The sequence below is a fragment of the Paenibacillus polymyxa M1 genome (assembly GCF_000237325.1).
GTDB classification, from domain to species: Bacteria; Bacillota; Bacilli; order Paenibacillales; family Paenibacillaceae; genus Paenibacillus; species Paenibacillus polymyxa_C.
Window position 1 is genome coordinate 4,725,207 of record NC_017542.1, and the last position, 24,557, is coordinate 4,749,763.

Genomic DNA, 24,557 nt, shown 5'->3' on the forward strand with positions numbered 1-24,557 from the left:
ACTATTAGATGAAACGCACTAGCATCACAGAAGTGTAAACGCAATGTAAAATGTGTGTAAACACATAATGGATGTCGAAAAGGTCAAACGGATGCTTTACAAAAATAGCATTAAGCGGTACAGTGTTTACGTCTGTTTCATAGAGTAGAATGACGAACCGTACCTTTTTCAGTTGTTTAAGTTCATTATGATGTCTAATAGCCACTTAGTAGCCACGTTCAATTGCTGATTTTCAAATGGCATGATATAGGGAGGATTTACGTTATGGAACCCAAGAAAACGCCACGTGTACTGCAAAAAAACATCGAATTTTTTACCGCGGCGCTGTCTCAACACCTCGTTTCGGTCTGGCAAGAAGACCCTGCAGGCGTGTACTGTGAGATAGGCTGTGGTTATATCGAATTGTTCAGCAGCGAGATGATTCGGGTGCGCAATCAGGATGGGACCCCAAGCCATTATGACCGCAATATCACAATGTTTCAGCTAATCACGAAGGATCAGCCGTTATAATTATTATATGCTATGTCTGCGCTGTTCTTCCAGATTAGAATGGTTATATGTTTAAACTACCAATTTTCATATCTGTTGAATCTTGCAGGTTTCTCCGAAAAAGCGCCATAGAGCGCTTTTTTTGTCGACTTTTTTTTGAACATCGTTTGGAAAAGCAGTATGATAAGAAAGCATATTACCTAAATTTAAAGGGGAATCAACCGATGGAGCATACAACATCAGATGGGCGCATCCTGGTCATGACCGCGGTTGAAGGCGAACGGGAGGCTGTGCTGCGCGGCCTGAAAGGCGACACTCGCTTTGTGGTCGAACTGGCTGGTGTAGGCGCTCCGTCCGCAGCGGCTTCAACCGCGCTGGCACTAGCTACAGGCGATTACCGTCTGGTCATTAGCGCCGGAATTGGGGGCGGCTTCGTGGAGGCCGCTGCACTGGAGAGCGTCGTCGTCGCTGACGCGATTATTGCCGCCGACCTGGGGGCAGAGACGGCAGAGGGTTTCAGTAGCGTGGACGAGCTGGGTTTTGGCTCCAGCCGCATTGCCGTGAACGCTGCCACCACTCAGCGATTCGTTCAGGGGCTGCGTGACGCTGGCCAGACGGCCGTCGCCGGACCGATCCTGACCGTCTCGACGGCCACCGGCACGGCGGCAACAGCGGAACGCCTAGCCAAACGCATTCCCGGAGCTGCTGCCGAAGCGATGGAAGGTTACGGCGTTGCCGTGGCGGCCAACAGGTTCGAGCTGCCGATGATGGAGATTCGCACGATTTCCAATGCTGTTGGTCCACGTGACCGTGCAGCCTGGCGAATCAAAGAGGCTTTGCAAGCGTTGGAAGCCGCATTTTCTACATTAACGGAGGTTATATAGATGCAAATTGCTTTTTCACCTTGTCCTAACGACACTTTTGTCTTCCATGCCTTGGCTCATGGATTAATTCCGGGCGCACCCGCGCTGGACATTACATTCGCCGATATCGACATCACCAACAATCTGGCGATCACACCAGACGGACTTGATATCATGAAAATTTCGTACGCTGCACTTCCTTGGGTGCTGGATGAGTACGCCCTGCTGCCTTGTGGCGGCGCACTGGGCCGGGGTTGCGGGCCGCTCGTGCTGACCAAGGAAGATTCCACCGTCAAAGGTCCGGAAGCCCTGTCCGGCAAGCGTGTAGCTGTTCCAAGTGAACGTTCCACTGCTTATCTGCTGTTCCGCCTATGGGCGGCCAAGCATGTGCCTGGGGGTGTCGGCGAGATTGTCGTGATGCCGTTCGACCAAATTATGCCTGCTGTCCGTGACGGACATATAGATGCGGGATTGGTGATTCATGAAGCACGCTTCACATATCCGTCCTATGGACTTAGCAAGCAAGTTGATCTGGGGAACTGGTGGGAAGAAGATACAGGACTGCCAATTCCCCTCGGAGCTATTATTGCCCGTCGTACGCTGGATCTGGATGCGATCACCAACTGGATACGCGCCTCTGTCGAATATGCTTGGAAACATCCCGAAGCTTCGCGTGAATATGTATTGTCTCATGCGCAAGAGCTATCACCCGATGTTGCCCAATCGCATATCGACCTGTATGTGAACGATTTTACCGCTAATCTGGGCGATAGCGGTTATGCCGCCATCGAAGCCTTGCTCGGTCGCGCCGCACAGGAAGGGCTGGTGCCTTCGTTTGATTTAGCCAAACTGCGCCTTACGTCCACAACAACACGTTAAAAGGCGCAGACATGCCATGCATGTTATCTCCTGAATAAAGCAGCTTAAACATATAAAACCTCCCGAACGAGCACATTGCCTAGCCATGCGCCCCATTCGGGAGGTTTTATGATTTCAATTCATGATGCAAATCTTCATGAGATCTCGCTTGATCTCTATTCTTAGCTCTGTTCTTGCTCCACGACCTCGGTCTTAAACACGTTATCCAGTTTGGTACCCAATCGTTTGACCAGGGGGACCTTGATATCCCGACTCAGCTCCTTGAAAAAAGCGTCCATGTCACAATTAATCTTATCCAACACGACCTTTACGGTGCCCTCTTCCAAAATCTGCTCATTCAGATCCTCAGGTACCGTAACCGAGATATCATACTTCTTGCATAACGTTTTAATGTAGCGGCTAAAGATTTCGATAAGCTCCTCATTGTTGAACTTCTCAACTGCAACTTGCCCTTTGTTCGTAAATTTCAAATTCACTCTCACGTTAGCATTTCCCCTTTTCCTTTTGACCATTTATTTTGGATAAACGTTGAACCCTTCAGAGGCTCTTCAAAGAAAGGGCCTTACCGGTCGTTTTAGACTCTTGTCCTTTGATATACTAAGTATAACACATTAAGTCCGTTTTCATTTCCCAACTTGTCGTTTTATGATAAAAAATGATACATTTTGCGCATTTTCAGCATAATTTCTTTCTTTTCATGCCAATCATTAGGAATAGTTTATACACAAATACACAAGAAAACGCCTATCTGGCAAAAGAAAGACGTCTCCACGTTGATGCTTAAGCAGTATGCATTTATAGAGGTTTCGTACATTCCCAACCGTGTGAACGATACTCACGCACAGCATCTCGTATATCCTCAATATCATCTGTATGCAGCAAAATGGCAGGTAGAATTACCCAGTACTCATTCTCCGCTAGATCAATAAATACGTCCTCGACATCATAATATTGCATATCGCCAAATGCCGTATCCCTGATTTTCTGTCCAACCAAAGGTGTAAAAGGGGAATCAAATGTTTTGGTCACCTTCGTATATTCCTTCACACCCGTTGCCGAGATTTGCTGTGAAACAATGACGCTCAATGGTGTTACCTCCCTGACCTAATAATGCTCATTATAACCTTCTCTCAGACCTTCTACAAAACCTTGCGCGAAAAAAATCATAAAAATCAACAGGCCAATGCCAATGGCGACGGAGCTGATGACGATAATCAGGATGCCCTGCGTGTTTCTTTGTTCCATCTTTCTAGTCAAAATTCCGAAAACAAGGCCGATAAGCCCAAGTAAGCCTCCAATGACAAAAAAACTAAATACGAACCCCAAACCTGAAAAAATCCAGCCAAATAGAGCGAGCACCCAGCCTTGCGGCTGCGGCTCACTCTGTTTCATCTGCCAGCGTTCCCTCGCTGTAGGTGTGTATCTGTCCATTTCTTAGCTCCCCCGCTCATAAGACAAAGATCTGTAATGCCCAGCATCGGATTAACGTTAGGTCCCTTCCTATTGCTGACCAGTGAGCTTAAAAATGCCGCCTTCCCGCTTACCAAGCGGATAATTTTGAACCGTCATTTCCACCTTCGTATTCTTATCCCATACCGGAAGCTTGTCAGATGTATTGTACTCTTTCATAGCTATGTTGATGACTTCCTCTGCCTTCTTCGTCAATGCAGCAGAAGACATATTATATTTGCCATAACCTTGATAAGCACCGCCAAAACCGAGATTAGGTTGGTTGTTCACATTCAGTAGCACACCCTTCAACTTACCATCCTCTGCCACATTAAAAGTCACTTTTTCCAATACAAAATCATCAGTAACGACAGATGTCTGCTCTAACAGATGCGTTATGGATGACAGGTTGGCTGCTAATTTAACTTTTCCCAGTAGCGCCTCTGTATCATTTTGTTGCTTGGTTAAGGCTTGTGTTGTCTGTTTTAGCGATGCATTCGCCATAGTTAAAGAATTGACCTTCGTATTCAGATTATAGTTCCATACCGCCAAGGCTATACAGCCTAGTACAGCTACTACTGAAATGACCGTTGCTACAACTGCCAGCTTACGAATAGACTTTGGTTGCGGCTCCACAGTCTGAGTATGACCACTTAACTCTCCCATACCAAACTTCCTCTCTATTTATATAGTCATATTTTACCATTCTCCCTTCTGATATTCTAGTATATTTTTCCTAATCCTATATTTCTAAGCATTTGTACAGGAATTCGTTTCATCAGCCTTCGAGCTTTGGTTCGCTCGTTTTCCGGGAGAAGCCGTATTTACCAAATACACACTAACTGCAATCAGCACCAACCCTACTACAAATGTCAAAGTGAGGGATTCTCTGAGCATGACCATACTAAAGACCGTGGACAGTACCGGAATCATAAACGTATATGAGCCGACGGTTCCTGCATCCCCGTTGTCGATTAGCTTAAAATAAATCAGCCAGCCCATCGCAATCACAAATATTGAAATAAATAATAGAATCGCGATAAAGGAGGCTGTCCAGTGAATATCGCTCCATTTCTCGGTCGTAAACCCAATCCCGTTGAGTAGGACCCCTCCCAGAATAAGCTGCATCGTCACCGCCCAAATGGAGTCCAGTTGTTTGCTTTTTTTCTTCATATAAATTGTTCCGAGCGCCCAGCACAGTCCTGAGGCTAGCCCCAACACAATGCCCAGCACAGACAAATGGCCTGCCATTCCACCGGAGCTAATCACGATCACTCCGCCAAAACCCAGTACCAGTCCAATGACTTTCAGGGGAAACATACGCTCTCCTAACCACAACCAGGAGAATAATCCCAACAAGATCGGCTGAAAGAATACTAAAGTGGAGAACAACCCAGCAGGCAGATAACGCAACCCTACCGTCTGCAAGCCATAGTAGCCTGCAATATTAAATATAGCCAGCACAAGATAAGTCCACGCATTTTGTCTAAGTCGTAAGGTTTTCCGGTTACGCATAGCGAACAACAGCAGAATCACACCACCCAGCAGCGTGCGGATTCCCGAAAAAAATATCGGCGGCGTATCTGGCAAAGCCAGCTTGGTCAACGGCCAGTTGATCCCCCATACCATCACTAATATCAAGACAAGCCACAACGTAGCTTTAGGCGTTAATTTTTTCATAGATGTCTCTCTCCTTAAAATTTCATTGCGCATTGCTTACGACTAAAATCTGAATAGCCGTTTGCAAAGTTTTGCTTTACTAGCTTATACTGTGGTCACTAATAAATAAAATGAATGTTTTCAATAAGGGAGATAACTTTTCACTTATGACTATAACTCAGATTATGATCTTTGTTCGCGTAGCTGAAACACTAAACTTTACTCAAACTGCCCATGAGCTGCATATGACGCAACCTGCGGTCAGCCATGCCATCGCTAGTATCGAGAACGAGCTTGATGTCCAGCTATTGCTGCGCGATCGAAAAAGAGGCGTGCTCCTGACAGAAATCGGACAAAAGGTGCTGCTGCAATTCCGCATGGTGCTGCAAAGCATGGAAAAAGTACAGCAGCAGGTGGCCGCTGAAAAAGGCTTGGACGTAGGTACAATCACGATTGGTGCCTTTCCTTCTGCCTCAGCCTATTTTCTGCCCCCCATTATTCATCATATCCGTCAGCACTATCCGAACCTTGTTTTCGATTTACATGAAGGCTCTACCAATGAGGTCAAGGAGTGGGTGCATACCAGAGAAATTGAAGCGGGAATCATCTTGTTGCCAGACCCTGAGGTAGATGTAATTCCTTTATGTCAGGATGACATGATTATTCTCTTGCCTGACGGTCATCCTTTTCAATCGCACGACAAAATCGCCATCCGAGACTTGAATCAACAGGAAATGATCTTTTGTAAAGGTGGACATGAGGTCGCCATTATGGAAGGGTTTGAACGCGAACAAAGTCAGTTGCAAGCACAATTTATTACTCACAATATCAGCACGCTGGTCAGCATGGTCCGACAAGGACTAGGTATGGGCATTGTCTCTTCTCTCGCCTTATCTACGTTCCCCCATGATCTGACCGTCAAGGAAACCACGCCTCTGATCACGCGTCAAATTGGTATCGCTATCCCCTCTCTACACAATGCTTCACTTGCTGTACAGTTATTTGTGCGAACCGCGCAGGAGCTGTTTACGGATTTGAAGCAATAGAGCATTGGTCACGGGATTTCGGTAGGTGTATAATATTTCCTAAATATGACTTGAAACATTATTATAAGAGGTGTCTATTCATATGCAGAATAATCAAATCATCGAATACGAGGAAAAACTGCGTAAGGCGATGCTGGCCAGTGATGTGCAGATCTTGAACGAGCTAATTCATGACGATCTTATATTTGTGAATCACTTTGGACAAGTAATAAACAAAGAAGCAGATCTGGAAGCCCACCGTTCGGGTGTTTTACATTTTACGGATATTCAAGTTCTTAATCAATCAGTAATTCCGCTGGATGATACTGTCGTTACGGTGACCCGCGTTTCTTTACGAGGAACGGTAGGCAATGATCCCATTGAAGATGAAATGTGCTATACACGCGTTTGGCACAATATAGATGGTGCGTTGAAGATCATCTCAGGGCATTGTAGCACGGTAAAATAAGATTAGTCGCGAATCCGCCATGGATGCTAAATCTGACTAAGACAGGTGAGCAGCTACGGCAAGAATCTTCGTAATTAAATCAATGGCACGGTGTAAGCACAAGAGCACTAACCATTTTAGGGATAGCGCTCTTCATTTTTACAGTCTTGTTAAGTCACTTGGTTGTAGCATCATACAAACGCTGTAAAAGGGTAACAGCTTCAGCACGTGTGACCTGTGCCTTTGGGCGAAGGTATCCATTGTCAGCGGTAAGGACGCCCATCTTGGTAAGGGTGTAGAATGCTTCTGCCTTTTGATCCTGGAAATCTCCATCATAGGAGTACTCTTCTCCCGTTGTGTCGATGTACAGTACCGGATAGTAGGCTGAGAATTTGTCATTGTAATTTGCCTGACGAACTTTCATATCGTTGTACTGTGCAGCTGAGGAAATTACTTCGGCAATCTCAGGATGAAGCGTCTGATTGGTATAATCTGTTCGAACAGAAGCAATCATCATCATATCCCAACGGGTCAGCGGTTTGTCAGGATTGACATAGAATTGATAGTTTGGATATTTGCCCCCTACACTTTCAGCAAACGGCCACACATAATCCCCGTTGAATATAGCTGCAAAATCTTGATTCGCCCAGTGCTTGCGTGCATCTACAAACTCTGAAGATTTACCCGCTGAATAATTGACTTCTGGAAAAAGTTTATGAAACATATGTACAAATTCTGCTTTTGTTATGGTTTTGCCTGGCTTGAAGGTCCCATCCGTATAGCCGCTGACAACACCTTTGTCGACCATCGAATGAATGGATTCGGCAGCCCATTCATATTTTGTACCATTCACATCAGGAAACGTATTTGCCGCCAATGCGGATTGACTGAACAACAGTGCCACCGCAACCACAGGGGTAATCAGCCATTTCTTTTTCAACATCTTGTTCCACTTCCTTTAGGTAAATTTACGTAGAAAATAGTTCTCCAGACTCAATGTTATATCGGTATTTCCTATGCAAAAGATGAACCTAAACACAAAAACGACCTTCGCAACGAGTAAAATTCGTTACAAAGGCCGTTATCCGTAACCTAAACGTGTATCTTTAGGAATAATTCAGACCACCATTCGAAAAATTAACAAGGCTCTTCGTTTGGTTTTCCTGCATCTGTAGCTGTACGGAAGCTTGAACCGCAGCCACATGTAGCTACAGCATTTGGATTATGAATCGTGAAACCGCCGGACATACCAGACTCTTCAAAGTCGATTTCCAGACCGTCCAGATAGCGGATACTATCCTTTTCCACGACTACTTTCATATCTTGTACATTCATATATATATCTTGATCCGTCTCGTTGTCGTCAAAGCCCATGGCGTACGAAAATCCGGTACAACCACCTGGCGTAACACCCAGACGTAAAAACATATTCGGCGTTTCCTGCTGCTCCAGCATTTCTTTCAGGCGTTCAGCAGCGGAATCGGTGATGTTAATCATAGCTCCATCCTCCTCTTTTACTTCATGCTCCCCTTCAGTATACTCTCTTATTTGCAGGTGCTCAAGTCATGGAATGTCCTTCCGTTACAGGCTTAAACACCTCTTTTTCTACTCGTTTGTATTGAACACCAGTGGTGTGAGGTTTATAATAGGTAAAGAGTGTGTTAAAGAAACTGTCGGAAATTTGTCATTTCAAAGGCGAAATTAAGAGACATTCGTCATTGTAGCCTGGCATTGTAACATTTTTCACATATCCTATATCCGCGCTGCCGGATTCTTACCGACGGAACGGGACATCCTGTGCGCATCAAGCGCTTGTGCCGCTAATTTGGCGGGCAGCCTCGCACAGAGCAACTTGAAGGAGGAATAGGCATGTCCACATTAGTTACACCTTTTACAGACCGCAGAATGGCGGAAATTGTAGAAAAGGTACAAAACGGGATTCGTTTGAACCTCGAAGATGGTATATATTTGTATGAAACTGACGATATTCTCACATTGGGCCAGTTGGCTAACGAAGCTAATTTACGCAAGAACGGAAAAAAGGTTTATTTTATTGAAAACATGAGCCTGTACTTCACCAATGTATGCGAAGCGCGCTGCGCGTTCTGCAATTTCCGCAAGGATCAGGGGGAGGAAGGCTCTTATACGTTGTCCGGACAGGAAATGATTGATTATGTAGAGCAACATATCCATCCAGGCGTAAGAGAATTCCATATCGTCGGCGGTCATAATAATCATGTACCTTTCCAATACTATGTAGATTCACTGAAAGCGCTGAACGAAAAGTATCCCAACGTTACACTGAAAGCATACACTGCGGCGGAAATTGACTTTTTCACACGCATAAGCGGCTTGAGTATTAAAGAAGTTCTTCAAGAGCTGCAAAAGGCAGGACTTCAATCTCTGACTGGTGGGGGCGCGGAAATCTTATCTGATGAATATCGGAAGAAGATGCGTGTTACCAAAGCCAATGTGGACCGTTATCTTGAAGTACATCGTACGGCCCATAATCTCGGTATGAAAACTCATACGACCATGCTGTACGGTTCAGTCGAAACTTATCAGGATCGTATTGAGCATATGCTGCAAATTCGTGAATTGCAGGACGAAACAAACGGATTTATGGTATTTATCCCACTGTCCATGCAGCCGAAAAGCAAAAACGCCAACATCATGCGTCGCAACTCTGCTTACGAGGATCTCAAAACCATTGCGATCAGCCGCTTGATGCTGGACAATATCGACCATGTTAAAGCTTACTTCATTAATATTGGTCCACAATTGACGCAGGTCGCTCTTACCTTTGGCGCATCAGATGTCCATGGCACGATTGTGCGCGAGCAGATCAGCCATGCTGCAGGTGCGTTAACCCCTTCCGGATTGACACGTAAAGAGCTAATCTGGCTGGTCAAAGGTGCTGGACGCATACCTGTAGAACGTGACACCTTCTATAACGAAATCGAAGTTTTCGAATAAGTGTAACATCGGATTCAGATTTCCCGCGTGCATTTTATCCCCATTACTCACACCATGCAGCCTCAAGTTGCCCCGGAACACACTGGTCTGTCTGCCAAAGGCAGGCCCGCTTTTCCGGGTTTTACAACAACAAAAACTTGTGGCTAGATCGACAAGACACCAGACCATTGCCGGGGACACGGTAACGAAAGGACGGCGGATTTTGATGAAAAATTTCGTTATTCTGGGGGGCGGCTATGGCGGCCTTACCATTGCCAAAGAATTGCTGGATAAACACATTCCCGACAATATTCAAGTTATTTTAGTGGATCGGATGCCCTTTCAGGGCTTGAAAACAGAATACTATGCCCTTGCGGCAGGTACCGTATCTGATTTTGATTTGCGGGTACATTTTCCCGATGAACAACGCCTTATTCGCAAATATGGAGAAGTCACATCGATGGATCTTGAGAATAAAATGGTCCATTTTCAAGACGGTGAGCCTTTGCCCTATGACCAGCTTGTCATTGCACTAGGTTGTACCGACCGCTTTCATAATACACCGGGGGCAGAAGAATACAGCTGTACAATCCAGTCCTTTAATCATACTCGCCAAACGTATCTGCGCTTGAATGAAATCAAGCCTTATGGACATGTCCATATTGTAGGTGGCGGCCTAAGTGGTGTCGAGATTGCTGCGGAGTTACGTGAAAGCCGCGCGGATTTGAATATTACGATTATGGATCGGGGCGAGCGGGTGCTATCAGCATTTCCGCAACGTTTGTCTGCCTATGTACATGCCTGGTTCAAGGAGCATCATGTGAATGCGCTAAATCATGTTGCGGTTTCCCGTATCGAGCCAGGAGCTATTTACAACCGTGACGAGCAAATTATGACCGATGCGGTTGTATGGACAGCTGGGATTCAGCCCGTTAAAATTGTACAGGATTTAGCAGTTCCTAAAGACCCTCAGGGTCGCATCGTGCTAAATGAATATTATCAAATACCGGATCATCCTGAAGTGTACGTCGTCGGAGACTGTGCGAGCCTTCCTTACTCTCCAAGCGCTCAGGCGGCAGAGGTGCAAGGAGAGCAGATTGCCCACATTGTACGCGACCTGTGGAAAGGCCAAACGCCTCACCCGCATCCTTTAAAGCTACGTGGTACATTAGGTGCGCTGGGCAAGAAGGCCGGATTCGGTTATGGCTTTATGGGCAGTACCTCATTGCGTGGACGAGTGCCACGTCTGCTGAAAAGCGGTGTGCTCTGGAAGTCCAAACGCCATTTTGGCTAATTGGATACTCAACAAACAAAGAAGACCTGCTTCCACAGCTGGTCTTCTTTGTTTGTTGCATCTATGAATAATATATATTTTCTTCAAGAGAAGGCTGGCCCTGCGGATGACTTCTATTTTCAATCCAAATCCAGGTTGTCCCATGCTTCGGCTTCTTTAATTTTGTTTAGAATCACTTCGTACAGAAGCTCTGCTGAATCTGCGGATACAATTTCACCGTTAACCATCGCATAAGGCTCAGCGTTACACTGACCGCAATTGCTTAGGCAGCCGTATTCAATCACATCATAATCTGGATTTTGTTCCAGTTTAGCCATAATCTCATCGGTACCAAAATGCATGTTACTGGTGCAAAATTCAATAATAGGTCTTAACATTTTTTTCACCTGCTTTGGATGACGGGCATTTTAATTTGGCCCGCTTTGTAATATAATAAACAAGGTATAGGAAAGGAGTTGAATTCTAATGAGCGAAGCACAAAGCGTTCAGATGTATGATGAAGTAGCAGACGTACTGGATAAGCTCCGTCCGTTCCTGCAACGCGATGGCGGTGACGTTGAGCTGGTTGACGTTGAAGACGGCATCGTTAAGCTGAAGCTGGTAGGTGCTTGCGGCAGTTGCCCAAGTTCTACAATTACGCTGAAAGCAGGGATTGAACGCGCTCTTCTCGAAGAAGTTGAAGGCGTCCAAGAAGTGGTACAAGTATTCTAATGCTAGATGCATAATGATCAGAGAGTCTTGAGTTCGGTAACGAAGCTCAAGACTCTTTTTTGTATTACAGCGTCTAAAGCTCTCTCAAGCTTATATGGTTGGCCGAATGGGGTCCAATCCTCCGGACACATCCATAATATTGCCTGTTATAAAATCTGAATGCTCCTCACACAAATAGGCGATCACTCGCGCAATGTCCTCTCCGCTTCCTGGACGCCCACGCGGTGTCTCTTTATCCTGCATGCCGATGACATCGGCAATCGACTTTTCCTTGTTCGCTCCTCGGATATCCCCTGGACAGATCATATTGACCGTGATGCCATAGGGAGCTTCCTCTACAGCTAGTGACTTCGTAAAAGACACCAGCCCCACCTTGGCAGCTGCGTAGACAGCCCGATGCGGCCAAGCCCTTGCTTCTCCAGCATGACCAAAGCCAAAATGAATAATACGTCCCCATTGCTGGCTACGCATGTGCGGCAATACCAAATGATCCAGCAACATGGTACCGACCAAATTTCCCTGTATCATGGCATGAATCTCAGCTACACTGTAGTCCGCAAAAAGACGGCGTTCCCGGATGAAGGGTCCGGCATTGTTCACCATAATATCAACCCCGCCCAGACGATCCTGCACTTCACCGATCAGCCTGGTGATATCTTCCTGAACAGAGATATCTGCTTGTAAAGATAGACAGCGTACTCCCTTAGATTCAATTACCTGCTTAAGCGCTTCGGCTTCAACCTGGCTATGGACATAATTTAGTGCAATGTCACAACCTTCATCAGCCAAACGCAGAGCGGTCATTTTACCTAAACCTTTGGCACTGCCCGTTATGAGTGCGACTTTGTCTCTCAACAGTTTTCCTCCTCTTCACAGAGAACGGTCACCCCCAAGTATAAAATATTTAAGCAATCCCTACAACTCCAGCCAAGAAGAAACCCCAGTCCTCTTGTTCAAGAGAATCTGGGGTTTACGTTCAGCGGTTTCTTATTTTCTGCTTAAAATGCAGGGATAATTGCGCCTTGATATTTGTCTTCAATGAATTTTTTAGTTTCTGGAGATTGCAAAGCTTTAAACAATTTTTGGATCGCTTCGGAATCTTTATTGTCAGGACGTGCTACCAGTACATTAGCATATGGAGAATCTTTGTCTTCCAGTGCCAATGCATCCTTGGTCGGGTTCAGCTTGGCTTCCAAAGCGTAGTTTGTATTGATTAACGCAATATCTACTTCAGGCAACTGACGTGGCAGCATAGCTGCTTCCAGCTCTTTGAATTTCAGGTTTTTCTTATTTTCAGTAATATCTTTTACGGTAGCTTCAATGTTGCTTGCATCCTTCAGCTTGATCAGACCTTGTTTCTCCAACAGTAGCAATGCACGGCCTCCATTGGTTGCATCGTTCGGAATCGCTACTGTTGCACCGTCTGGAAGTTCATCAAGCTTTTTATATTTTTGGGAGTAGATACCGAATGGCTCCAGATGAACCGCGCCAATAGATACCAGATCCATTTTACGCTCTTTATTCATCACATTCAGGTAAGGTACATGTTGATAAAAGTTAGCATCCAGTTGCTTGTCGAACAATTGCACGTTCGGCTGTACATAGTCGTTAAACTGAACGACTTGAAGGCGAACTCCTTCTTTTTCCAACTGAGGCTTGATCGCTTCCAAAATTTCCGCATGTGGCACAGGAGAAGCTCCAACTTTCAGTTCGACTTCACGTGGTGAACCGCCTGTATTTTCGGCCGCATTGTTTGTATCCGATGTAGTGCTCTTTGTACCGCAAGCAGCCAGTACCGCAATTAATGTCAAGCTCAATACAGCCAATACCCATTTCTTCATGTTGTTACCCCTCCAATAATTTGTAATATTCAGGATCAGACGTCCTGATCAATAAGGATATCTATATGTTTTCCCTATTTCCGAGTATAATGCCGCACAAGGCGATCTCCTGCCATTTGCAGCAATTGTACCAATACGACCATCAGTACGACTGCAACGATCATTACAGCCGTTTCGTAACGATAATAGCCGTAGTTGATTGCCAGCGTACCCAGCCCACCGCCCCCGATCATACCGGACATTGCCGTGTACGATACGAGTGTAACGACGGTAATGGTTAATGCGGCAAGCAGGCCCGGAAGTGCCTCACGCAACAGCACACGCCGGATAATTTGTCCTGTCGAGGCTCCCATCGCTTGTGCAGCCTCAATGACACCTTTGTCCACTTCACGCAGAGACGTTTCGACAAGACGTGCAAAGAAAGGGGCAGCCCCGATAACCAATGGCGGAATGGTTCCCAGCACTCCGGTCGAGGTACCTACCAACGATCGTGTAAAAGGAATAAGTGCAACGATCAAAATGATAAATGGTACGGAACGCAAAATATTAACGATGAAGGATAATACAATGTATATCACTTTCATCAGAGTCAACGAGGAGCGGCTCGCCAGAAACAACAATATACCGAGCGGCAAACCAATAACGAGGGTGAACAATGCAGATGCCCCGAGCATCTGAAGGGTTTCCAGAGTAGAATTCCCTAGCTCTTCCCAACTCACTTGCGAAAAATCAAGTTCGCTCATTGTCAATCACCTCCACATCAAGTCCTTGTCCAGATACTTCGCGCAGCGTATGCTCTATATCTGAATGGTTTCCTTCAAAACGAACGATCAGCTGTCCATACGGTACATTTTTAATCGTAGAGATGGTTCCCTGCAAGATTGCAAAATCAACCCCCGTACTTCGAGCCGTACGCGACAGAATCGCATCATAAGTTTTACTGCCTAAGAAGGAGATACGTACCACCTGTGCCGATTCCCCGCTACCTGCAGCTGCAATCGCTGCTTGTAACTCCTCGGGATGTTCTGCCTCCCGCTGGATAAAGTCCTTAGTTACCTGATGCTGTGGCTTCAAAAACACTTCCGCCACCGGACCTTGCTCCACGATATCGCCCTGATGAATGACGCCAACACGATCACAAATGCTTTGAATGACATGCATCTCATGAGTAATCAATACGATGGTCAAATTAAAACGTTGATTAATATCCAACAGCAATTTCAGGATAGACCCTGTCGTCTGCGGATCAAGCGCAGACGTCGCTTCGTCACACAGCAACACATGCGGATCACTAGCCAGTGCCCGTGCAATTCCTACCCGCTGCTTCTGTCCACCCGAGAGCTGTGACGGATATTTTCCACTGTGTTCTTTCAGCCCCACTAGTTCCAGCAGCTCGCGAACTTTCTTGTCCATCTCCTGCTTAGGGGTATTTACCAGGCGCAATGGAAATGCAATGTTGTCATACACTGTCGCCGAAGACAACAAATTAAAATGTTGAAAAATCATTCCGATTTTTCGACGTTGCTTCTGTAACTGGGATTGACTCACAGTGACAAGATTAACCCCATCTACCCATACTTCGCCTGAAGTAGGGCGCTCCAATAAATTAATACAGCGGATCAACGTACTTTTGCCCGCTCCGGAATGACCAATCACCCCGAATATTTCTCCACGCTTTATAGAAAGATTCAACCCGGACAACGCATTAACGCGTCGGTTGCCTTTACCATAATGCTTGGTTAATTGCTTAAGCTCTATCAACGTGCTGCGACCCCCTTCACTTCTTCCTTACCCTTTTAACCAGTTGTCATCTCTCAGGATTGTATAAAATCGCTATTTATTTATACAAAAAAGAGCCCCTTTCACAGAATGAAAAGGGCCCCACCTTGCGAACCTTTTCTCATCTGCCAAAATCGCTATAACTCTAGCGGTTTTGTAGGAATTAGCACCATATGTTCCCTCCCGGTGCATTACACCGGGAAAGAACGGGTTGCCGGGCTTCATCGGGCCAGTCCCTCCACCTCTCTGGATAAGAAAATATGTTAAACTCCAGCTTTAGCTGTCCGTTTAGTTTATATAAAAAAATAATTCAAGCATTTTTCTGAAACTAGGTTTCAGTATAGATAGTTTACATTGCTTTGTCAAAGGATATTTTCTGTCATAATTATGGGCGCACTGCCCGGTTCTCCCATTGTTTCGCAGTATAAGAAAATGCGTTTGATAGCGACCGGCATACCATTTCCAAGCCCTGCTGCAAATCTTCCAGATGGTGATCGAGGTCCTCCAGTTGGATTTTGCCATATAAAGCACGGTGACGTTGCCAGAGATCATCCTGCATTTCCGTATTCATATAGTGTATCTCCGTATTTCGCCGCTTACGCAGGCGATTGATCGCATCGTTGTATGTGTCCTTGATATCAATTAGATTATCGGTCAATACAGGATGCATTTTGAGATACTTCAGCTGTCGCAACACGGTAAAATAAGAATAGTGCGCCTTATACTGCCCTGTTTTCAAATCATACAGGTCATTCATCCAGTTACCCAACTTATCCAAAATAGAGAATACCCGCACAAACCCATCCTTATAAAAGAATACGTACAAGGCATAATCGGATTTTTCATCCTTGCTCATATCTTCAGCGTATCCGGCTTTTACTTTCATACGAAAAAAGGCGGCAGCATGATGGCTCTGCTCCAGTTCATCCAATGACGACATCAGACCACGTGTCAAAATATCCGCCTTCCGAAAGTCATGAGTCGGATCACCACTGGCCTGGATTTGTCGTTCCAGCAAATGTAACATGTCTGACATGCTATTCATGGCATCCAGCAGGAAACCATTATTTACACGCGAGGGCTCGCCCAACAGCTTGCGTATCATGCTTCACGCCTCCTTCATATCTGTAAAATCCGGCTGTTAAGATGCTTTAATAGGCGTCAAGCGAAATAACTCGTCCATCGTTGATCTACAAGCCTAACAATATCTTCACGTGGCAGTACCTCATCAGGGTAGCCCGGTTTCATACGTGCATCCACCACAATCGGCAGCTTATAGTTCAGGTGATGCAAACGCACTTCGCTGACAGCGTACATATCTGTAGCCGGGTTAAAGCGTGTGAATACCGTCCACAGGAACGAAGCTTGGGAGCGAACAACTTCTTTGGCATCGTCCACGATAAAGACAAGCGGCCACTCTTGCTCACCCGCAGCTAATCGCTCCAATACACGCGCAGCGAGTTCAGGCTCCTGCTCAAAGGACGAGCCAGATACAACGAGGCATCCTCCGCAATAGGGTTCGATGTCACGAATTCCCGGCAGATCGCCCCCTTCATAAACGCGAGGCAATTCACGCACAGGCTCGCCTACTCCCATCAGAATCGCCTTACTGCCATGATTCAGCTTACGGCCCGTGTAATCGAGTGTATCGTGAGACGTATGGTTGAAAATAAACAAATCTCTGGCTGGATTAAATCGTTCCAAAATGGTTTCGAGCAGCAGGTTAAAGTCGGATAAATCGATTACCCGATCCGTCAGCATCAGGAATTTGGTCAACGACAATTGGCCTTGACCCAGAATGGTAAAGCCGGATACCAGCGCTTCACGGGAGTAGCTTTCACGTACGACTGCCGCTGCCAGCGCATGTACACCTGTTTCCGCATATGCCCATAACGACTTGACGGAAGGCATTACAAGCGGATAGGCGGGCGACAACAGACGTTGTAAAAACTCGCCGAGATAGTAGTCTTCCTGCCGCGGCTTACCTACAATGGTTGCCGGATAAATGGCATCTTTACGGTGATGCATATGTTTGACATGAAACACAGGGAAATCATGTTGTAATGAGTAATAGCCAAAATGATCGCCAAACGGTCCTTCCGGGCGGCGTTCATGAGGCGGCACATAGCCGCTGATCGCAAATTCGGCTTCTGCCGGAATCCGGTGACCTCCGAGCGGGTCTTCTGTCATGGGCAGCTTGCCCCCCATAATAAGGGAAGCCAGCAATAACTCAGGCAAATTTTCCGGGGCAGGAGCAATCGCAGACGCAATCAGAGCAGGCGGGCCACCGATGATGATCGTCGTAGGCAACGGCTCATTACGCAGCTCTGCTTCATGATAATGGAAGCCGCCGCCTTTATGGATCTGCCAGTGAATCCCAGTCGTATGATCATCATAAATCTGGATGCGATACATCCCCAAATTATGATCCTTGGACTGACCTGGCTTTTCGGTATACACGAGCGGAAGCGTAATGAACGGTCCTCCATCCTCGTGCCAGCTGGTCACTCTAGGCAGTGGAGCCAGCGGAGCATCAGTACGGCGAACGCCCAATACAGGGGCTTCGTTATGAGATACTGTTTTTAGTCCTACTTTTAGCATGTCCTTAATCAGCCCACGTTCATTCCACAACGCTTTGGGGGTAGGTGGAAGCAACGTTTTGGTCGCACCTACAATTGCATCCATCAGTTGCTCTGGACGAGGGCCAAAAGCCATGTCCACACGGCGATTCGTACCGAACAAATTACTGGCTACAGGAAACGGGGTTCCTTTGACATTTGTGAACAGCAGCGCCGGGCCTTCTTCCTCAATGACTCTTCGGTGGATCTCGGCCAGCTCCAAATAAGGATCGACAGGTGCTTCTATAATTTTAAGATCATTTTCTTTACGCAGCGCTTCAATAAATTGGCGCAAATTCTGGTAGATCAACTGGATGATTCCTCCTAAGCAAATCAAGCCCTCGAGAAACTCGTGGGCCTGGTTTGTTTCTTATGATGTTATTATACGTGTTCCAACGCCTCTTGGGCAAAAATACGCTTCATTATAATCTACAAAATGCTTAGGTACGCTGTGCTTGGGTCGGAACAAGCTTGCGGTCCGGTGACAATTGCCATACACGATAGCTCAGATAAGCCAAAATGGAGAACAACGATGCAATCACCAGCATATGTCCCAGCACGATAAACATGTAAATTTCAGGTCTGTTGACGTACAGCAAGATAATGCCAATCACCACTTGAAGAATAATCAATACGACCGATACGACACCCAGGGTACGAATATCCCGGTGATTCGGGTGATAACGGTATGAGTAGTGACCCACAGCCAAAATAATGACAAACAGCAGACCGGCTGAAATCTGATGAAGCAGCAGTGGAGATATGAAACCCCCGATATTTACAACCTTCTGGATGACCGAATGACTAAGCAACGCTCCTGAATAGACAGCAATATAGGTATAAATCGTTGATAGCCATATAAAGTTACGATAGCCCCGACTGACACGCCCAGGAATCAGACGCGGAGTGTAGCGTGAATCCGCATGCTCCTGCCAGGCCCCCAGCGTCATCATGGTCGCACTGGCAAAAGCAATAAGTGCAAAGCCAAAATGCAGCCCCATGACTGCAGCCGATTGGGAGAAGATGACAGCCAATGCCCCCATCGCACCTTGTATGATAACAAACAATAGCGTGAGTAAGGAGAATAGCTGTAAATCCTTCCGATGCTTCATAAACAGCAAAAAGCCGACAAACGAGGCGATAGAAAGAATTCCGGCCATGGCACTGACGGAGCGATGAGAGAACTCAATAAGGGATGCGATGGTATGCGCCGGAACCAGCTTACCATTACAAAGTGGGAATTCTCTTCCACAGCCGAGACCCGAATCCGTTCGCGTCACGACACCTCCACCGAAGGTGGCCAAAAACATGACAATACATGTTACGAGTGCCAGCCATTTTAATATTCTGATTTTGTTATTCAATGAATTCACCCGTATCCTTCCAAATATAATATTTATTCACTTTATATGTTGTGAAATGATCACTTAAAGTAATTATAACTGATATATCGTTCCTTGACATACGAGCTTTGTTGACAAAATGTGAACGTGTCCGTAAGAAAGCCGCCTCCTTCGGAAGGAAGCGGCTTTCTGAATATCCTGATGATTAAGGTTCCCTGCGGAGCCCTCATACATACTATTATCCGTTATTTTGCCAAGTTAGCATGGACTTCTACAGCCCGGTCCAAAAACTGCTCGATTTCCTCGCGGGATTTACGCAATCTGTTCACCAGACGTACTAGTTCTCGCCCTTCACTGTAAGCGATAAAGCTAGGAATCCCTAGAACATTTTGCTCTTGGCTGACACTTTCGGCCTGTTCTACATCAATCTCAATTAATGTAAGCTTGTCTGCATATTGTTGCTCTACATCAGGCATGAATGGATCAATAAAATGGCAATCCCCGCACCAGTCCGCCTTGAACACAGCTACCGTTACACCTGGAGTGGATATAGCCTTATTAAAGTCTTCATGAGAGACGATTTTTTGCATACATAATTCCTCCTTAAACTTCTTTTGTGCAGGAGATCCTGTACTTTCTATTGTAACGCCAAGTGAAGCTTTTGCACACTCCCCTATTATGCTCACATGCCGATTGGATGCCCTCTCATTGAGACATACTATAGGTATACTTAAGAATCCACATAGGCGACGACATCCCAATAGCATACCCAACATACTTGGTGGAATACGGGGATGCCTGCATTTGAAAGGAGGTTATTTAAACATGTCTCTCACCGAATGGCTCCATGTCGCATCTCGACAGCTTCAGGGGGGGCTCAAGTTGCTGGGTTCCGTTCCGCGTGTTGCGGAGGAGGCATGGGAGGGCAAACGTGCGGCCTGGACCGAATCCCGTAAATTACGCTATCCCTTGCGTGATCTGCCGTGGGATTATCATTCGGCACAAGCCGCCATGAATGAAGCTGAAGCATTAATGCTGGTGAACGGACCCGCTACGCGTCCCTCTTCTCTAAATATGCCCTTATGCGAAACAGACTGTGAGCTGCTGGAGCGGATCAAGAACGATACAGCACAGGAGAATCGCAGCAACATCACGCGCACTGCCGCTTATCTTGAATGCTATCGTGGCTACCCGGAATTACACTGGGCATTACTGGCCCATCTGGTTTCTCGTAATGGCGGCTATAATATGACTGACCTGAAGGGGGAGCTCATTGGCAACCTGTTCGGCGAACAGGAAAAGGAGTGGCTGTATCGGCTACTTGAGCGCTGTAACGCTCTTATTTTTCAAGACGCTTATCCACAGTTGCAGCTTTACATGCACAGCCGTCATTTGGGACGGAGTTGCTTCCATTTGTTGCCTCATTTTCACGTTTCGCCATTCATGAAGCCCTTTTGGGAACGTTTCTGGGCTTGGCGGGATAGTTCTCTTTTGACGGTGGCGCTCATTATTAATGAACAAAACTATATTGAAGGACGGGTCGTGAAAAATCCGTACTTTCAAAAATTTGTGACACACAAGCCAGGCTTTTATTTGCATGACTGGCTTCAGCTCAATCAGGTTATATTTCCGCTTGGGCTAAACGGTGGGCTTGCCGGACTTGTCATGGAGCGTTTCGGCCATCTGGATGAGCGGATCGGTTTTGGTAAAAGTCTTTACGCTATGTTATTTGGCCATCAGCAGGTACTGGATCAGGTATCCGCATTTGCTGCCAGCGTGCCGCATACCGGGTCTCGCAGCGACTATTGGCCCGGACTATTCACACCAAATGTACAAAAAGCGCTGCGCTCTCCAGAAGAGAGTGCAACGCTTTTAGCACATGAATGGCTCCCGCCAAGTCAACGTCTGTACAGCCCGGAGCTGAACGCCGTCTGGTCAGATACAGCCTATGATCCGATTCCCCGTTATGACTGGTTTCAGGACGGTTCTACACTTGGGCATATCAGTGAACCAAGACGGCCTCTGTTATTTGCCATGCGCCATGAGCATCGCCATGGCATTCAAAAAACAGCAATGGCCCATGATGCTCATAACAGCTTAAGGTCCTTTCACTGAACAGATGAGAGGGCTTTTTTAGCCTCGTTGTCCAGTGGACTCACGCTGTAGGCGCATTAACGGACGCAATACCTTCTGCAACACGCGCGGATAGTTACCCAGCTCGTCCCTGCGCAATACGCGCAGTACAACCAGCAATACCAAGTAGCATACCAGTACAACCGCTCCGGCAATGCAGCACGCAATCAAGAAGGCTACACGCGCAGGCATCAGATGTACCAGCAAAATGCAGGCTTCATTTACTCCGTACCCGATAGCTCCCGAGACAACGACTGCGGTTAGGAAGCCTGCCCAGCGACGACCCATGATTGAGAAGGAAACAATCCCTTTCAGTACACGTAAATTCAGCAACGTAATGACGAGAAAACATAATCCGGTTGCGGCAATAATTCCGTAAATCCCTAGCCAACCAGCCAGCAGCCAGCTCGCTGCCAACTTCACGACGATCCCAACCATCACATTGACCATTGAAATACGCGGCTTGCCCATACCAATCAATATCGAATTAGAGGTCATCATCGTAATCTGAAAGATCGTTCCGAGTGTCAGAACAGCGATAATCCCGCTGCCTCCAAGCGAGCTGAACAGCAGACCATTAATAGAATAGGCAGTTACACATAAAGCCAGCACAATCGGCATTCCAGTCAGAATAGAGATGCGCAAGGCCAGCGTCATCTGATTTTGTAAATGCTGTTCATCCTTACGGGCAAAAGCCGCTGAAATGATCGGAATGAGCGATTGACTGAGTGCAATGGCCAAAATCGGAGGGATACCTGCCACACTCTGTGCCCTAGAGCCTAGATAACCCAACTGAGTAGTCGCCTGATCCAATCCCACTTGTCCAGACAGCAGTCTAACTACAATCGACGTATCAATAAAATTAACCGCCGGAACCGTCAGAGACGACAATACGATAGGAATAGAGAGCTTGAAAATATCTTTGTAAATGCGCATCATTGGTAGCGCGGAGCTTTCCTCTTGGAATTGCTCTTGACGATCTTGGCGATCCTGACGACGCAATTTCACCGTGTAGTACAGCATCACCCCCAGAGCGCCAAGACTTCCCATGACACCCCCAAAGGAGGCCCCCGCCGCTACCTCACGATCTCCATAGCCAAGCTTCAAAATAATAAAAGCGAGCAGAATTGCGGTGGCTACCCGTGCGACCTGCTCCACAATCTGTGAAATACCGCCTGCGGTCATATTACCGCGTCCCTGGAAGTATCCGCGCATCATCGCAATGGCAGGAAACAACAGCAAAGCGGGTGCCAAAGCCTGAATAGCCAAAGCAGACTGCGGAACCCCTGCTACATGCTCGGCAAAATAAGGCGCTCCAAAATACAGCAGCGCCGTAATGATAACACCGGCCACGGCCGCGAATATCAAAGCCGCACGATACACACGTCGCGCTTCCGCAGGCCGATCCAGTGCGTAGCGTTCCGAAACCATTTTGCTCAGTGTGCTGGGAATACCGGCCGTAGCGACCGTGAGCAGCATCAAATAAGCGTTGTTCGCAATGGTAAACGAGGCGTTCCCGACGGAGCCGAGCAAATGCTCCAATGGAACGCGCTGTACCAGACCAAGCACTCTGGCCACCAAAGCGGCAGCGGCTAAAATAAGCGTACCTTTAAGGAATGTTTCTTTATTGGACAAAATGCGTTCCCTTCTTTCTTGCTGTTCACATGCATGCAAAAGCCCCGCAACAAACAGTCATGGCCTGAGCCATCACCGGTGCGGAGCCGCATGTCGATTCTGTCTCTGCAAATCATAATAAACGAATCTCTGGTTAAAACACCCAAATCAAGAATACAATAATCATGGCAAGCTGCAAAATTACTTTCATCACGGTGCTAGTAAATAGGCCCAAGACGGAGCCAAAGCCCACTTTTATAGCTCGATCCAGCGGGGCTTTGCCAATCAGCTCACCCAGCACAGCACCGATAAATGGTCCCAAAATCAAACCGAATGCTGGAATAACAAAGGGGCCAATTATGATTCCCACAGTACTAAGGATCGCTGACAAACGCGAGCCGCCAAATCGCTTGACTCCCCACGCATTCACAGCATAATCCGCAATAAAAAGGGCAACGACGATTAGTGTTTGTATAATCCAAAACAAAGCATTGTATGGAGCAAACGAGAAAAACCAGCCGTATACAAAAAATGCAAAATAAATGGCGAGCGCCCCCGGCAATACGGGATACACCGCTCCCGCCATGCCCACAATGAACAGTACAATGACAACAATCCAACCTACAACGTCCATGGGCCTCCTCCTTCTCGTCTATTCATCTTGCTTGTGCACTATTCATTTTATTACACAAGCACATAATCTCGAATCACTTCTACAATGCCGTCCTCATTATTCGAAGCCACAACCACATTAGCGGCTTCTTTTACCGTATCCTGAGCATTCCCCATCGCTACGCCCAGTCCAGCCGCTTGAATCACAGCCAGGTCATTCAAACTGTCGCCAACGGCAACCACCTGCTCCATGGTAATGCCGAGCAGGTCGCACACTTCAGCGATGCCACTGGCTTTGGATATACCGGCCGGATTAATTTCCAGATTCGTCATCGAAGAATTGGAAATTTCAAGTCCTCCCATCTCCTGAAGCTTGAGCAAAATTTGATGGCGAATTTCGTCATTTTCCGTATTAAAACCGAATTTGAGCCATTCCTGTGTGTCCAATGTGTCCGGCCAACGATCTCTGTTGTATAACTCCTCGGTTGAGTAAGCCCAGAACCAAGAGCCTGTTTCTACGGCAATCTGGTGCATCTTGCGAATAAGCTCCTTATCAAGTAAATAGCGGCGCCACAATTCGTGAGGTGATTTCCATACTTCACTGCCGTTTACAGTTACCATTGGCGTCTCCAGGCCGAGTTGCTGACCGTAAGGTAAAGCATGCATCGCTGCACGTCCGGTGGACAAGCATACATGAATCCCTTCCTGAATCGCCTTATTAATCCAGTTAATCGTTTCCAAGCTTATTTCATGATTATCATTCAGTAAAGTTCCATCCATGTCGAGCGCAAGCAGTTTGTATTTATATTGGTTTTCTCCCATGGTCTCTCTTCCTCCTGTTGTCC

The 24,557-nt window shown here is 46.7% G+C and carries 28 protein-coding genes and 1 riboswitch; of the genes, 9 read left to right on the forward strand and 19 right to left on the reverse strand.

What is annotated here, in order from left to right:
• The first annotated feature begins 264 nt into the window (after positions 1 to 264).
• From PPM_RS21275 to PPM_RS21285, 3 genes are all read left to right on the forward strand, one after another.
• Entirely contained in the window at positions 265 to 510 is a 246-nt protein-coding gene (locus tag PPM_RS21275; protein ID WP_013372894.1) for a hypothetical protein, read from the forward strand.
• Between the two features lie 203 nt (positions 511 to 713).
• Complete coding sequence (locus PPM_RS21280; protein ID WP_013372896.1) at positions 714 to 1,373, forward strand: futalosine hydrolase; 660 nt, start codon at positions 714 to 716, stop codon at positions 1,371 to 1,373.
• Positions 1,374 to 2,231: a 1,4-dihydroxy-6-naphthoate synthase gene (locus PPM_RS21285; protein WP_013372897.1), complete on the forward strand. Its 858-nt coding sequence runs from the start codon at positions 1,374 to 1,376 to the stop codon at positions 2,229 to 2,231.
• 161 nt (positions 2,232 to 2,392) lie between these two features.
• Here PPM_RS21285 and PPM_RS21290 read toward each other — a convergent pair whose 3' ends face one another.
• The 5 genes from PPM_RS21290 to PPM_RS21310 form a co-directional block, all read right to left on the reverse strand.
• The gene (locus PPM_RS21290; RefSeq protein WP_013372898.1) at positions 2,393 to 2,713 is read right to left on the reverse strand and encodes a hypothetical protein; all 321 of its coding nucleotides are present in this window, start codon (positions 2,711 to 2,713) and stop codon (positions 2,393 to 2,395) included.
• A gap of 313 nt (positions 2,714 to 3,026) precedes the next feature.
• Complete coding sequence (locus tag PPM_RS21295; protein ID WP_013372899.1) at positions 3,027 to 3,317, reverse strand: hypothetical protein; 291 nt, start codon at positions 3,315 to 3,317, stop codon at positions 3,027 to 3,029.
• Between the two features lie 18 nt (positions 3,318 to 3,335).
• Positions 3,336 to 3,662, reverse strand: coding sequence for a hypothetical protein (locus PPM_RS21300; RefSeq protein WP_013372900.1), 327 nt, complete (start codon positions 3,660 to 3,662; stop codon positions 3,336 to 3,338).
• A gap of 69 nt (positions 3,663 to 3,731) precedes the next feature.
• Positions 3,732 to 4,346 (reverse strand): hypothetical protein, encoded by a 615-nt coding sequence (locus PPM_RS21305; RefSeq protein ID WP_013372901.1) that lies wholly within the window; start codon positions 4,344 to 4,346, stop codon positions 3,732 to 3,734.
• An 84-nt stretch (positions 4,347 to 4,430) separates the two neighbouring features.
• Positions 4,431 to 5,360 carry a DMT family transporter gene (locus PPM_RS21310; protein WP_013372902.1) on the reverse strand — a complete coding sequence of 310 codons (930 nt, stop codon included), beginning with the start codon at positions 5,358 to 5,360 and terminating at the stop codon, positions 4,431 to 4,433.
• A 146-nt stretch (positions 5,361 to 5,506) separates the two neighbouring features.
• Here PPM_RS21310 and PPM_RS21315 point away from each other — a divergent pair, with 146 nt between their 5' ends.
• Together PPM_RS21315 and PPM_RS21320 are read left to right on the forward strand one after the other, a co-directional pair.
• Positions 5,507 to 6,385 (forward strand): LysR family transcriptional regulator, encoded by an 879-nt coding sequence (locus PPM_RS21315; RefSeq protein WP_013372903.1) that lies wholly within the window; start codon positions 5,507 to 5,509, stop codon positions 6,383 to 6,385.
• 82 nt (positions 6,386 to 6,467) lie between these two features.
• The gene (locus tag PPM_RS21320; RefSeq protein WP_013372904.1) at positions 6,468 to 6,833 is read left to right on the forward strand and encodes a nuclear transport factor 2 family protein; all 366 of its coding nucleotides are present in this window, start codon (positions 6,468 to 6,470) and stop codon (positions 6,831 to 6,833) included.
• 154 nt (positions 6,834 to 6,987) lie between these two features.
• On the opposite strand, the gene PPM_RS21325 is transcribed toward PPM_RS21320, so the two are convergent.
• Together PPM_RS21325 and PPM_RS21330 are read right to left on the reverse strand one after the other, a co-directional pair.
• Positions 6,988 to 7,755 carry an S-layer homology domain-containing protein gene (locus PPM_RS21325; RefSeq protein ID WP_013372905.1) on the reverse strand — a complete coding sequence of 256 codons (768 nt, stop codon included), beginning with the start codon at positions 7,753 to 7,755 and terminating at the stop codon, positions 6,988 to 6,990.
• Between the two features lie 194 nt (positions 7,756 to 7,949).
• Positions 7,950 to 8,309, reverse strand: a complete 360-nt coding sequence (locus PPM_RS21330) for a HesB/IscA family protein (protein WP_013372906.1) — start codon at positions 8,307 to 8,309, stop codon at positions 7,950 to 7,952.
• Positions 8,310 to 8,681: 372 nt separating this feature from the next.
• Here PPM_RS21330 and mqnE point away from each other — a divergent pair, with 372 nt between their 5' ends.
• Together mqnE and PPM_RS21340 are read left to right on the forward strand one after the other, a co-directional pair.
• Positions 8,682 to 9,788 carry an aminofutalosine synthase MqnE gene (gene mqnE, locus PPM_RS21335; protein WP_013372907.1) on the forward strand — a complete coding sequence of 369 codons (1,107 nt, stop codon included), beginning with the start codon at positions 8,682 to 8,684 and terminating at the stop codon, positions 9,786 to 9,788.
• Positions 9,789 to 9,993: 205 nt separating this feature from the next.
• On the forward strand, positions 9,994 to 11,061 hold the full coding sequence (locus tag PPM_RS21340) for an NAD(P)/FAD-dependent oxidoreductase (protein ID WP_013372908.1): 1,068 nt from the start codon (positions 9,994 to 9,996) through the stop codon (positions 11,059 to 11,061).
• A 119-nt stretch (positions 11,062 to 11,180) separates the two neighbouring features.
• Here the strand turns inward: PPM_RS21340 and PPM_RS21345 are convergent, their stop codons facing one another.
• Positions 11,181 to 11,438, reverse strand: a complete 258-nt coding sequence (locus PPM_RS21345) for a YuzB family protein (protein ID WP_013372909.1) — start codon at positions 11,436 to 11,438, stop codon at positions 11,181 to 11,183.
• 88 nt (positions 11,439 to 11,526) lie between these two features.
• Here PPM_RS21345 and PPM_RS21350 point away from each other — a divergent pair, with 88 nt between their 5' ends.
• The gene (locus tag PPM_RS21350; protein WP_013372910.1) at positions 11,527 to 11,772 is read left to right on the forward strand and encodes a NifU family protein; all 246 of its coding nucleotides are present in this window, start codon (positions 11,527 to 11,529) and stop codon (positions 11,770 to 11,772) included.
• A 90-nt stretch (positions 11,773 to 11,862) separates the two neighbouring features.
• On the opposite strand, the gene PPM_RS21355 is transcribed toward PPM_RS21350, so the two are convergent.
• The 8 genes from PPM_RS21355 to PPM_RS21390 all read right to left on the reverse strand — a co-directional run bounded on the left by PPM_RS21355 (position 11,863) and on the right by PPM_RS21390 (position 19,943).
• Positions 11,863 to 12,627, reverse strand: coding sequence for an SDR family oxidoreductase (locus PPM_RS21355; RefSeq protein WP_013372911.1), 765 nt, complete (start codon positions 12,625 to 12,627; stop codon positions 11,863 to 11,865).
• A 143-nt stretch (positions 12,628 to 12,770) separates the two neighbouring features.
• Positions 12,771 to 13,613, reverse strand: a complete 843-nt coding sequence (locus PPM_RS21360) for a MetQ/NlpA family ABC transporter substrate-binding protein (protein WP_013372912.1) — start codon at positions 13,611 to 13,613, stop codon at positions 12,771 to 12,773.
• A 74-nt stretch (positions 13,614 to 13,687) separates the two neighbouring features.
• Complete coding sequence (locus tag PPM_RS21365) at positions 13,688 to 14,356, reverse strand: methionine ABC transporter permease (protein WP_013311839.1); 669 nt, start codon at positions 14,354 to 14,356, stop codon at positions 13,688 to 13,690.
• Positions 14,343 to 15,374, reverse strand: a complete 1,032-nt coding sequence (locus tag PPM_RS21370; protein ID WP_013372913.1) for a methionine ABC transporter ATP-binding protein — start codon at positions 15,372 to 15,374, stop codon at positions 14,343 to 14,345. The genes PPM_RS21365 and PPM_RS21370 overlap by 14 nt, the downstream gene beginning before the upstream one ends.
• Positions 15,375 to 15,510: 136 nt before the next feature.
• A riboswitch (SAM riboswitch) is annotated at positions 15,511 to 15,649 on the reverse strand.
• Between the two features lie 128 nt (positions 15,650 to 15,777).
• Entirely contained in the window at positions 15,778 to 16,497 is a 720-nt protein-coding gene (locus PPM_RS21375; protein ID WP_013372914.1) for a Cthe_2314 family HEPN domain-containing protein, read from the reverse strand.
• Positions 16,498 to 16,553: 56 nt separating this feature from the next.
• Complete coding sequence (locus tag PPM_RS21380; RefSeq protein WP_013372915.1) at positions 16,554 to 18,320, reverse strand: UbiD family decarboxylase; 1,767 nt, start codon at positions 18,318 to 18,320, stop codon at positions 16,554 to 16,556.
• Between the two features lie 130 nt (positions 18,321 to 18,450).
• Complete coding sequence (locus tag PPM_RS21385; RefSeq protein ID WP_013372916.1) at positions 18,451 to 19,383, reverse strand: COX15/CtaA family protein; 933 nt, start codon at positions 19,381 to 19,383, stop codon at positions 18,451 to 18,453.
• A 215-nt stretch (positions 19,384 to 19,598) separates the two neighbouring features.
• A complete protein-coding gene (locus PPM_RS21390; protein WP_013372917.1) occupies positions 19,599 to 19,943 on the reverse strand; it encodes a thioredoxin family protein in 345 nt (114 codons plus the stop codon).
• Between the two features lie 235 nt (positions 19,944 to 20,178).
• Between PPM_RS21390 and PPM_RS21395 the strand changes: the two genes are divergently transcribed.
• Positions 20,179 to 21,468 (forward strand): DUF2515 family protein, encoded by a 1,290-nt coding sequence (locus PPM_RS21395; protein WP_013372918.1) that lies wholly within the window; start codon positions 20,179 to 20,181, stop codon positions 21,466 to 21,468.
• An 18-nt stretch (positions 21,469 to 21,486) separates the two neighbouring features.
• On the opposite strand, the gene PPM_RS21400 is transcribed toward PPM_RS21395, so the two are convergent.
• The 3 genes from PPM_RS21400 to PPM_RS21410 all read right to left on the reverse strand — a co-directional run bounded on the left by PPM_RS21400 (position 21,487) and on the right by PPM_RS21410 (position 24,534).
• A complete protein-coding gene (locus PPM_RS21400) occupies positions 21,487 to 23,121 on the reverse strand; it encodes a putative polysaccharide biosynthesis protein (protein ID WP_013372919.1) in 1,635 nt (544 codons plus the stop codon).
• 133 nt (positions 23,122 to 23,254) lie between these two features.
• Positions 23,255 to 23,734: a DUF456 domain-containing protein gene (locus PPM_RS21405; protein WP_013372920.1), complete on the reverse strand. Its 480-nt coding sequence runs from the start codon at positions 23,732 to 23,734 to the stop codon at positions 23,255 to 23,257.
• 50 nt (positions 23,735 to 23,784) lie between these two features.
• Positions 23,785 to 24,534, reverse strand: a complete 750-nt coding sequence (locus PPM_RS21410) for a Cof-type HAD-IIB family hydrolase (protein WP_013372921.1) — start codon at positions 24,532 to 24,534, stop codon at positions 23,785 to 23,787.
• Between the last annotated feature and the right edge of the window lie 23 nt (positions 24,535 to 24,557).

Excerpts from the sequence above, each read along its gene's own strand:
- PPM_RS21345 (WP_013372909.1), bottom strand. The coding sequence starts at position 11,438 with ATGTTAAGACCTATTATTGAATTTTGCACCAGTAACATGCATTTTGGT.
- PPM_RS21330 (WP_013372906.1), bottom strand. The coding sequence starts at position 8,309 with ATGATTAACATCACCGATTCCGCTGCTGAACGCCTGAAAGAAATGCTG.
- PPM_RS21350 (WP_013372910.1), top strand. The coding sequence starts at position 11,527 with ATGAGCGAAGCACAAAGCGTTCAGATGTATGATGAAGTAGCAGACGTA.
- PPM_RS21305 (WP_013372901.1), bottom strand. The coding sequence starts at position 4,346 with ATGGGAGAGTTAAGTGGTCATACTCAGACTGTGGAGCCGCAACCAAAG.
- PPM_RS21280 (WP_013372896.1), top strand. The coding sequence starts at position 714 with ATGGAGCATACAACATCAGATGGGCGCATCCTGGTCATGACCGCGGTT.
- PPM_RS21320 (WP_013372904.1), top strand. The coding sequence starts at position 6,468 with ATGCAGAATAATCAAATCATCGAATACGAGGAAAAACTGCGTAAGGCG.
- PPM_RS21315 (WP_013372903.1), top strand. The coding sequence starts at position 5,507 with ATGACTATAACTCAGATTATGATCTTTGTTCGCGTAGCTGAAACACTA.
- PPM_RS21300 (WP_013372900.1), bottom strand. The coding sequence starts at position 3,662 with ATGGACAGATACACACCTACAGCGAGGGAACGCTGGCAGATGAAACAG.
- PPM_RS21405 (WP_013372920.1), bottom strand. The coding sequence starts at position 23,734 with ATGGACGTTGTAGGTTGGATTGTTGTCATTGTACTGTTCATTGTGGGC.
- PPM_RS21275 (WP_013372894.1), top strand. The coding sequence starts at position 265 with ATGGAACCCAAGAAAACGCCACGTGTACTGCAAAAAAACATCGAATTT.
- mqnE (WP_013372907.1), top strand. The coding sequence starts at position 8,682 with ATGTCCACATTAGTTACACCTTTTACAGACCGCAGAATGGCGGAAATT.
- PPM_RS21375 (WP_013372914.1), bottom strand. The coding sequence starts at position 16,497 with ATGATACGCAAGCTGTTGGGCGAGCCCTCGCGTGTAAATAATGGTTTC.
- PPM_RS21325 (WP_013372905.1), bottom strand. The coding sequence starts at position 7,755 with ATGTTGAAAAAGAAATGGCTGATTACCCCTGTGGTTGCGGTGGCACTG.
- PPM_RS21340 (WP_013372908.1), top strand. The coding sequence starts at position 9,994 with ATGAAAAATTTCGTTATTCTGGGGGGCGGCTATGGCGGCCTTACCATT.
- PPM_RS21395 (WP_013372918.1), top strand. The coding sequence starts at position 20,179 with ATGTCTCTCACCGAATGGCTCCATGTCGCATCTCGACAGCTTCAGGGG.
- PPM_RS21410 (WP_013372921.1), bottom strand. The coding sequence starts at position 24,534 with ATGGGAGAAAACCAATATAAATACAAACTGCTTGCGCTCGACATGGAT.
- PPM_RS21390 (WP_013372917.1), bottom strand. The coding sequence starts at position 19,943 with ATGCAAAAAATCGTCTCTCATGAAGACTTTAATAAGGCTATATCCACT.
- PPM_RS21310 (WP_013372902.1), bottom strand. The coding sequence starts at position 5,360 with ATGAAAAAATTAACGCCTAAAGCTACGTTGTGGCTTGTCTTGATATTA.
- PPM_RS21360 (WP_013372912.1), bottom strand. The coding sequence starts at position 13,613 with ATGAAGAAATGGGTATTGGCTGTATTGAGCTTGACATTAATTGCGGTA.
- PPM_RS21285 (WP_013372897.1), top strand. The coding sequence starts at position 1,374 with ATGCAAATTGCTTTTTCACCTTGTCCTAACGACACTTTTGTCTTCCAT.
- PPM_RS21365 (WP_013311839.1), bottom strand. The coding sequence starts at position 14,356 with ATGAGCGAACTTGATTTTTCGCAAGTGAGTTGGGAAGAGCTAGGGAAT.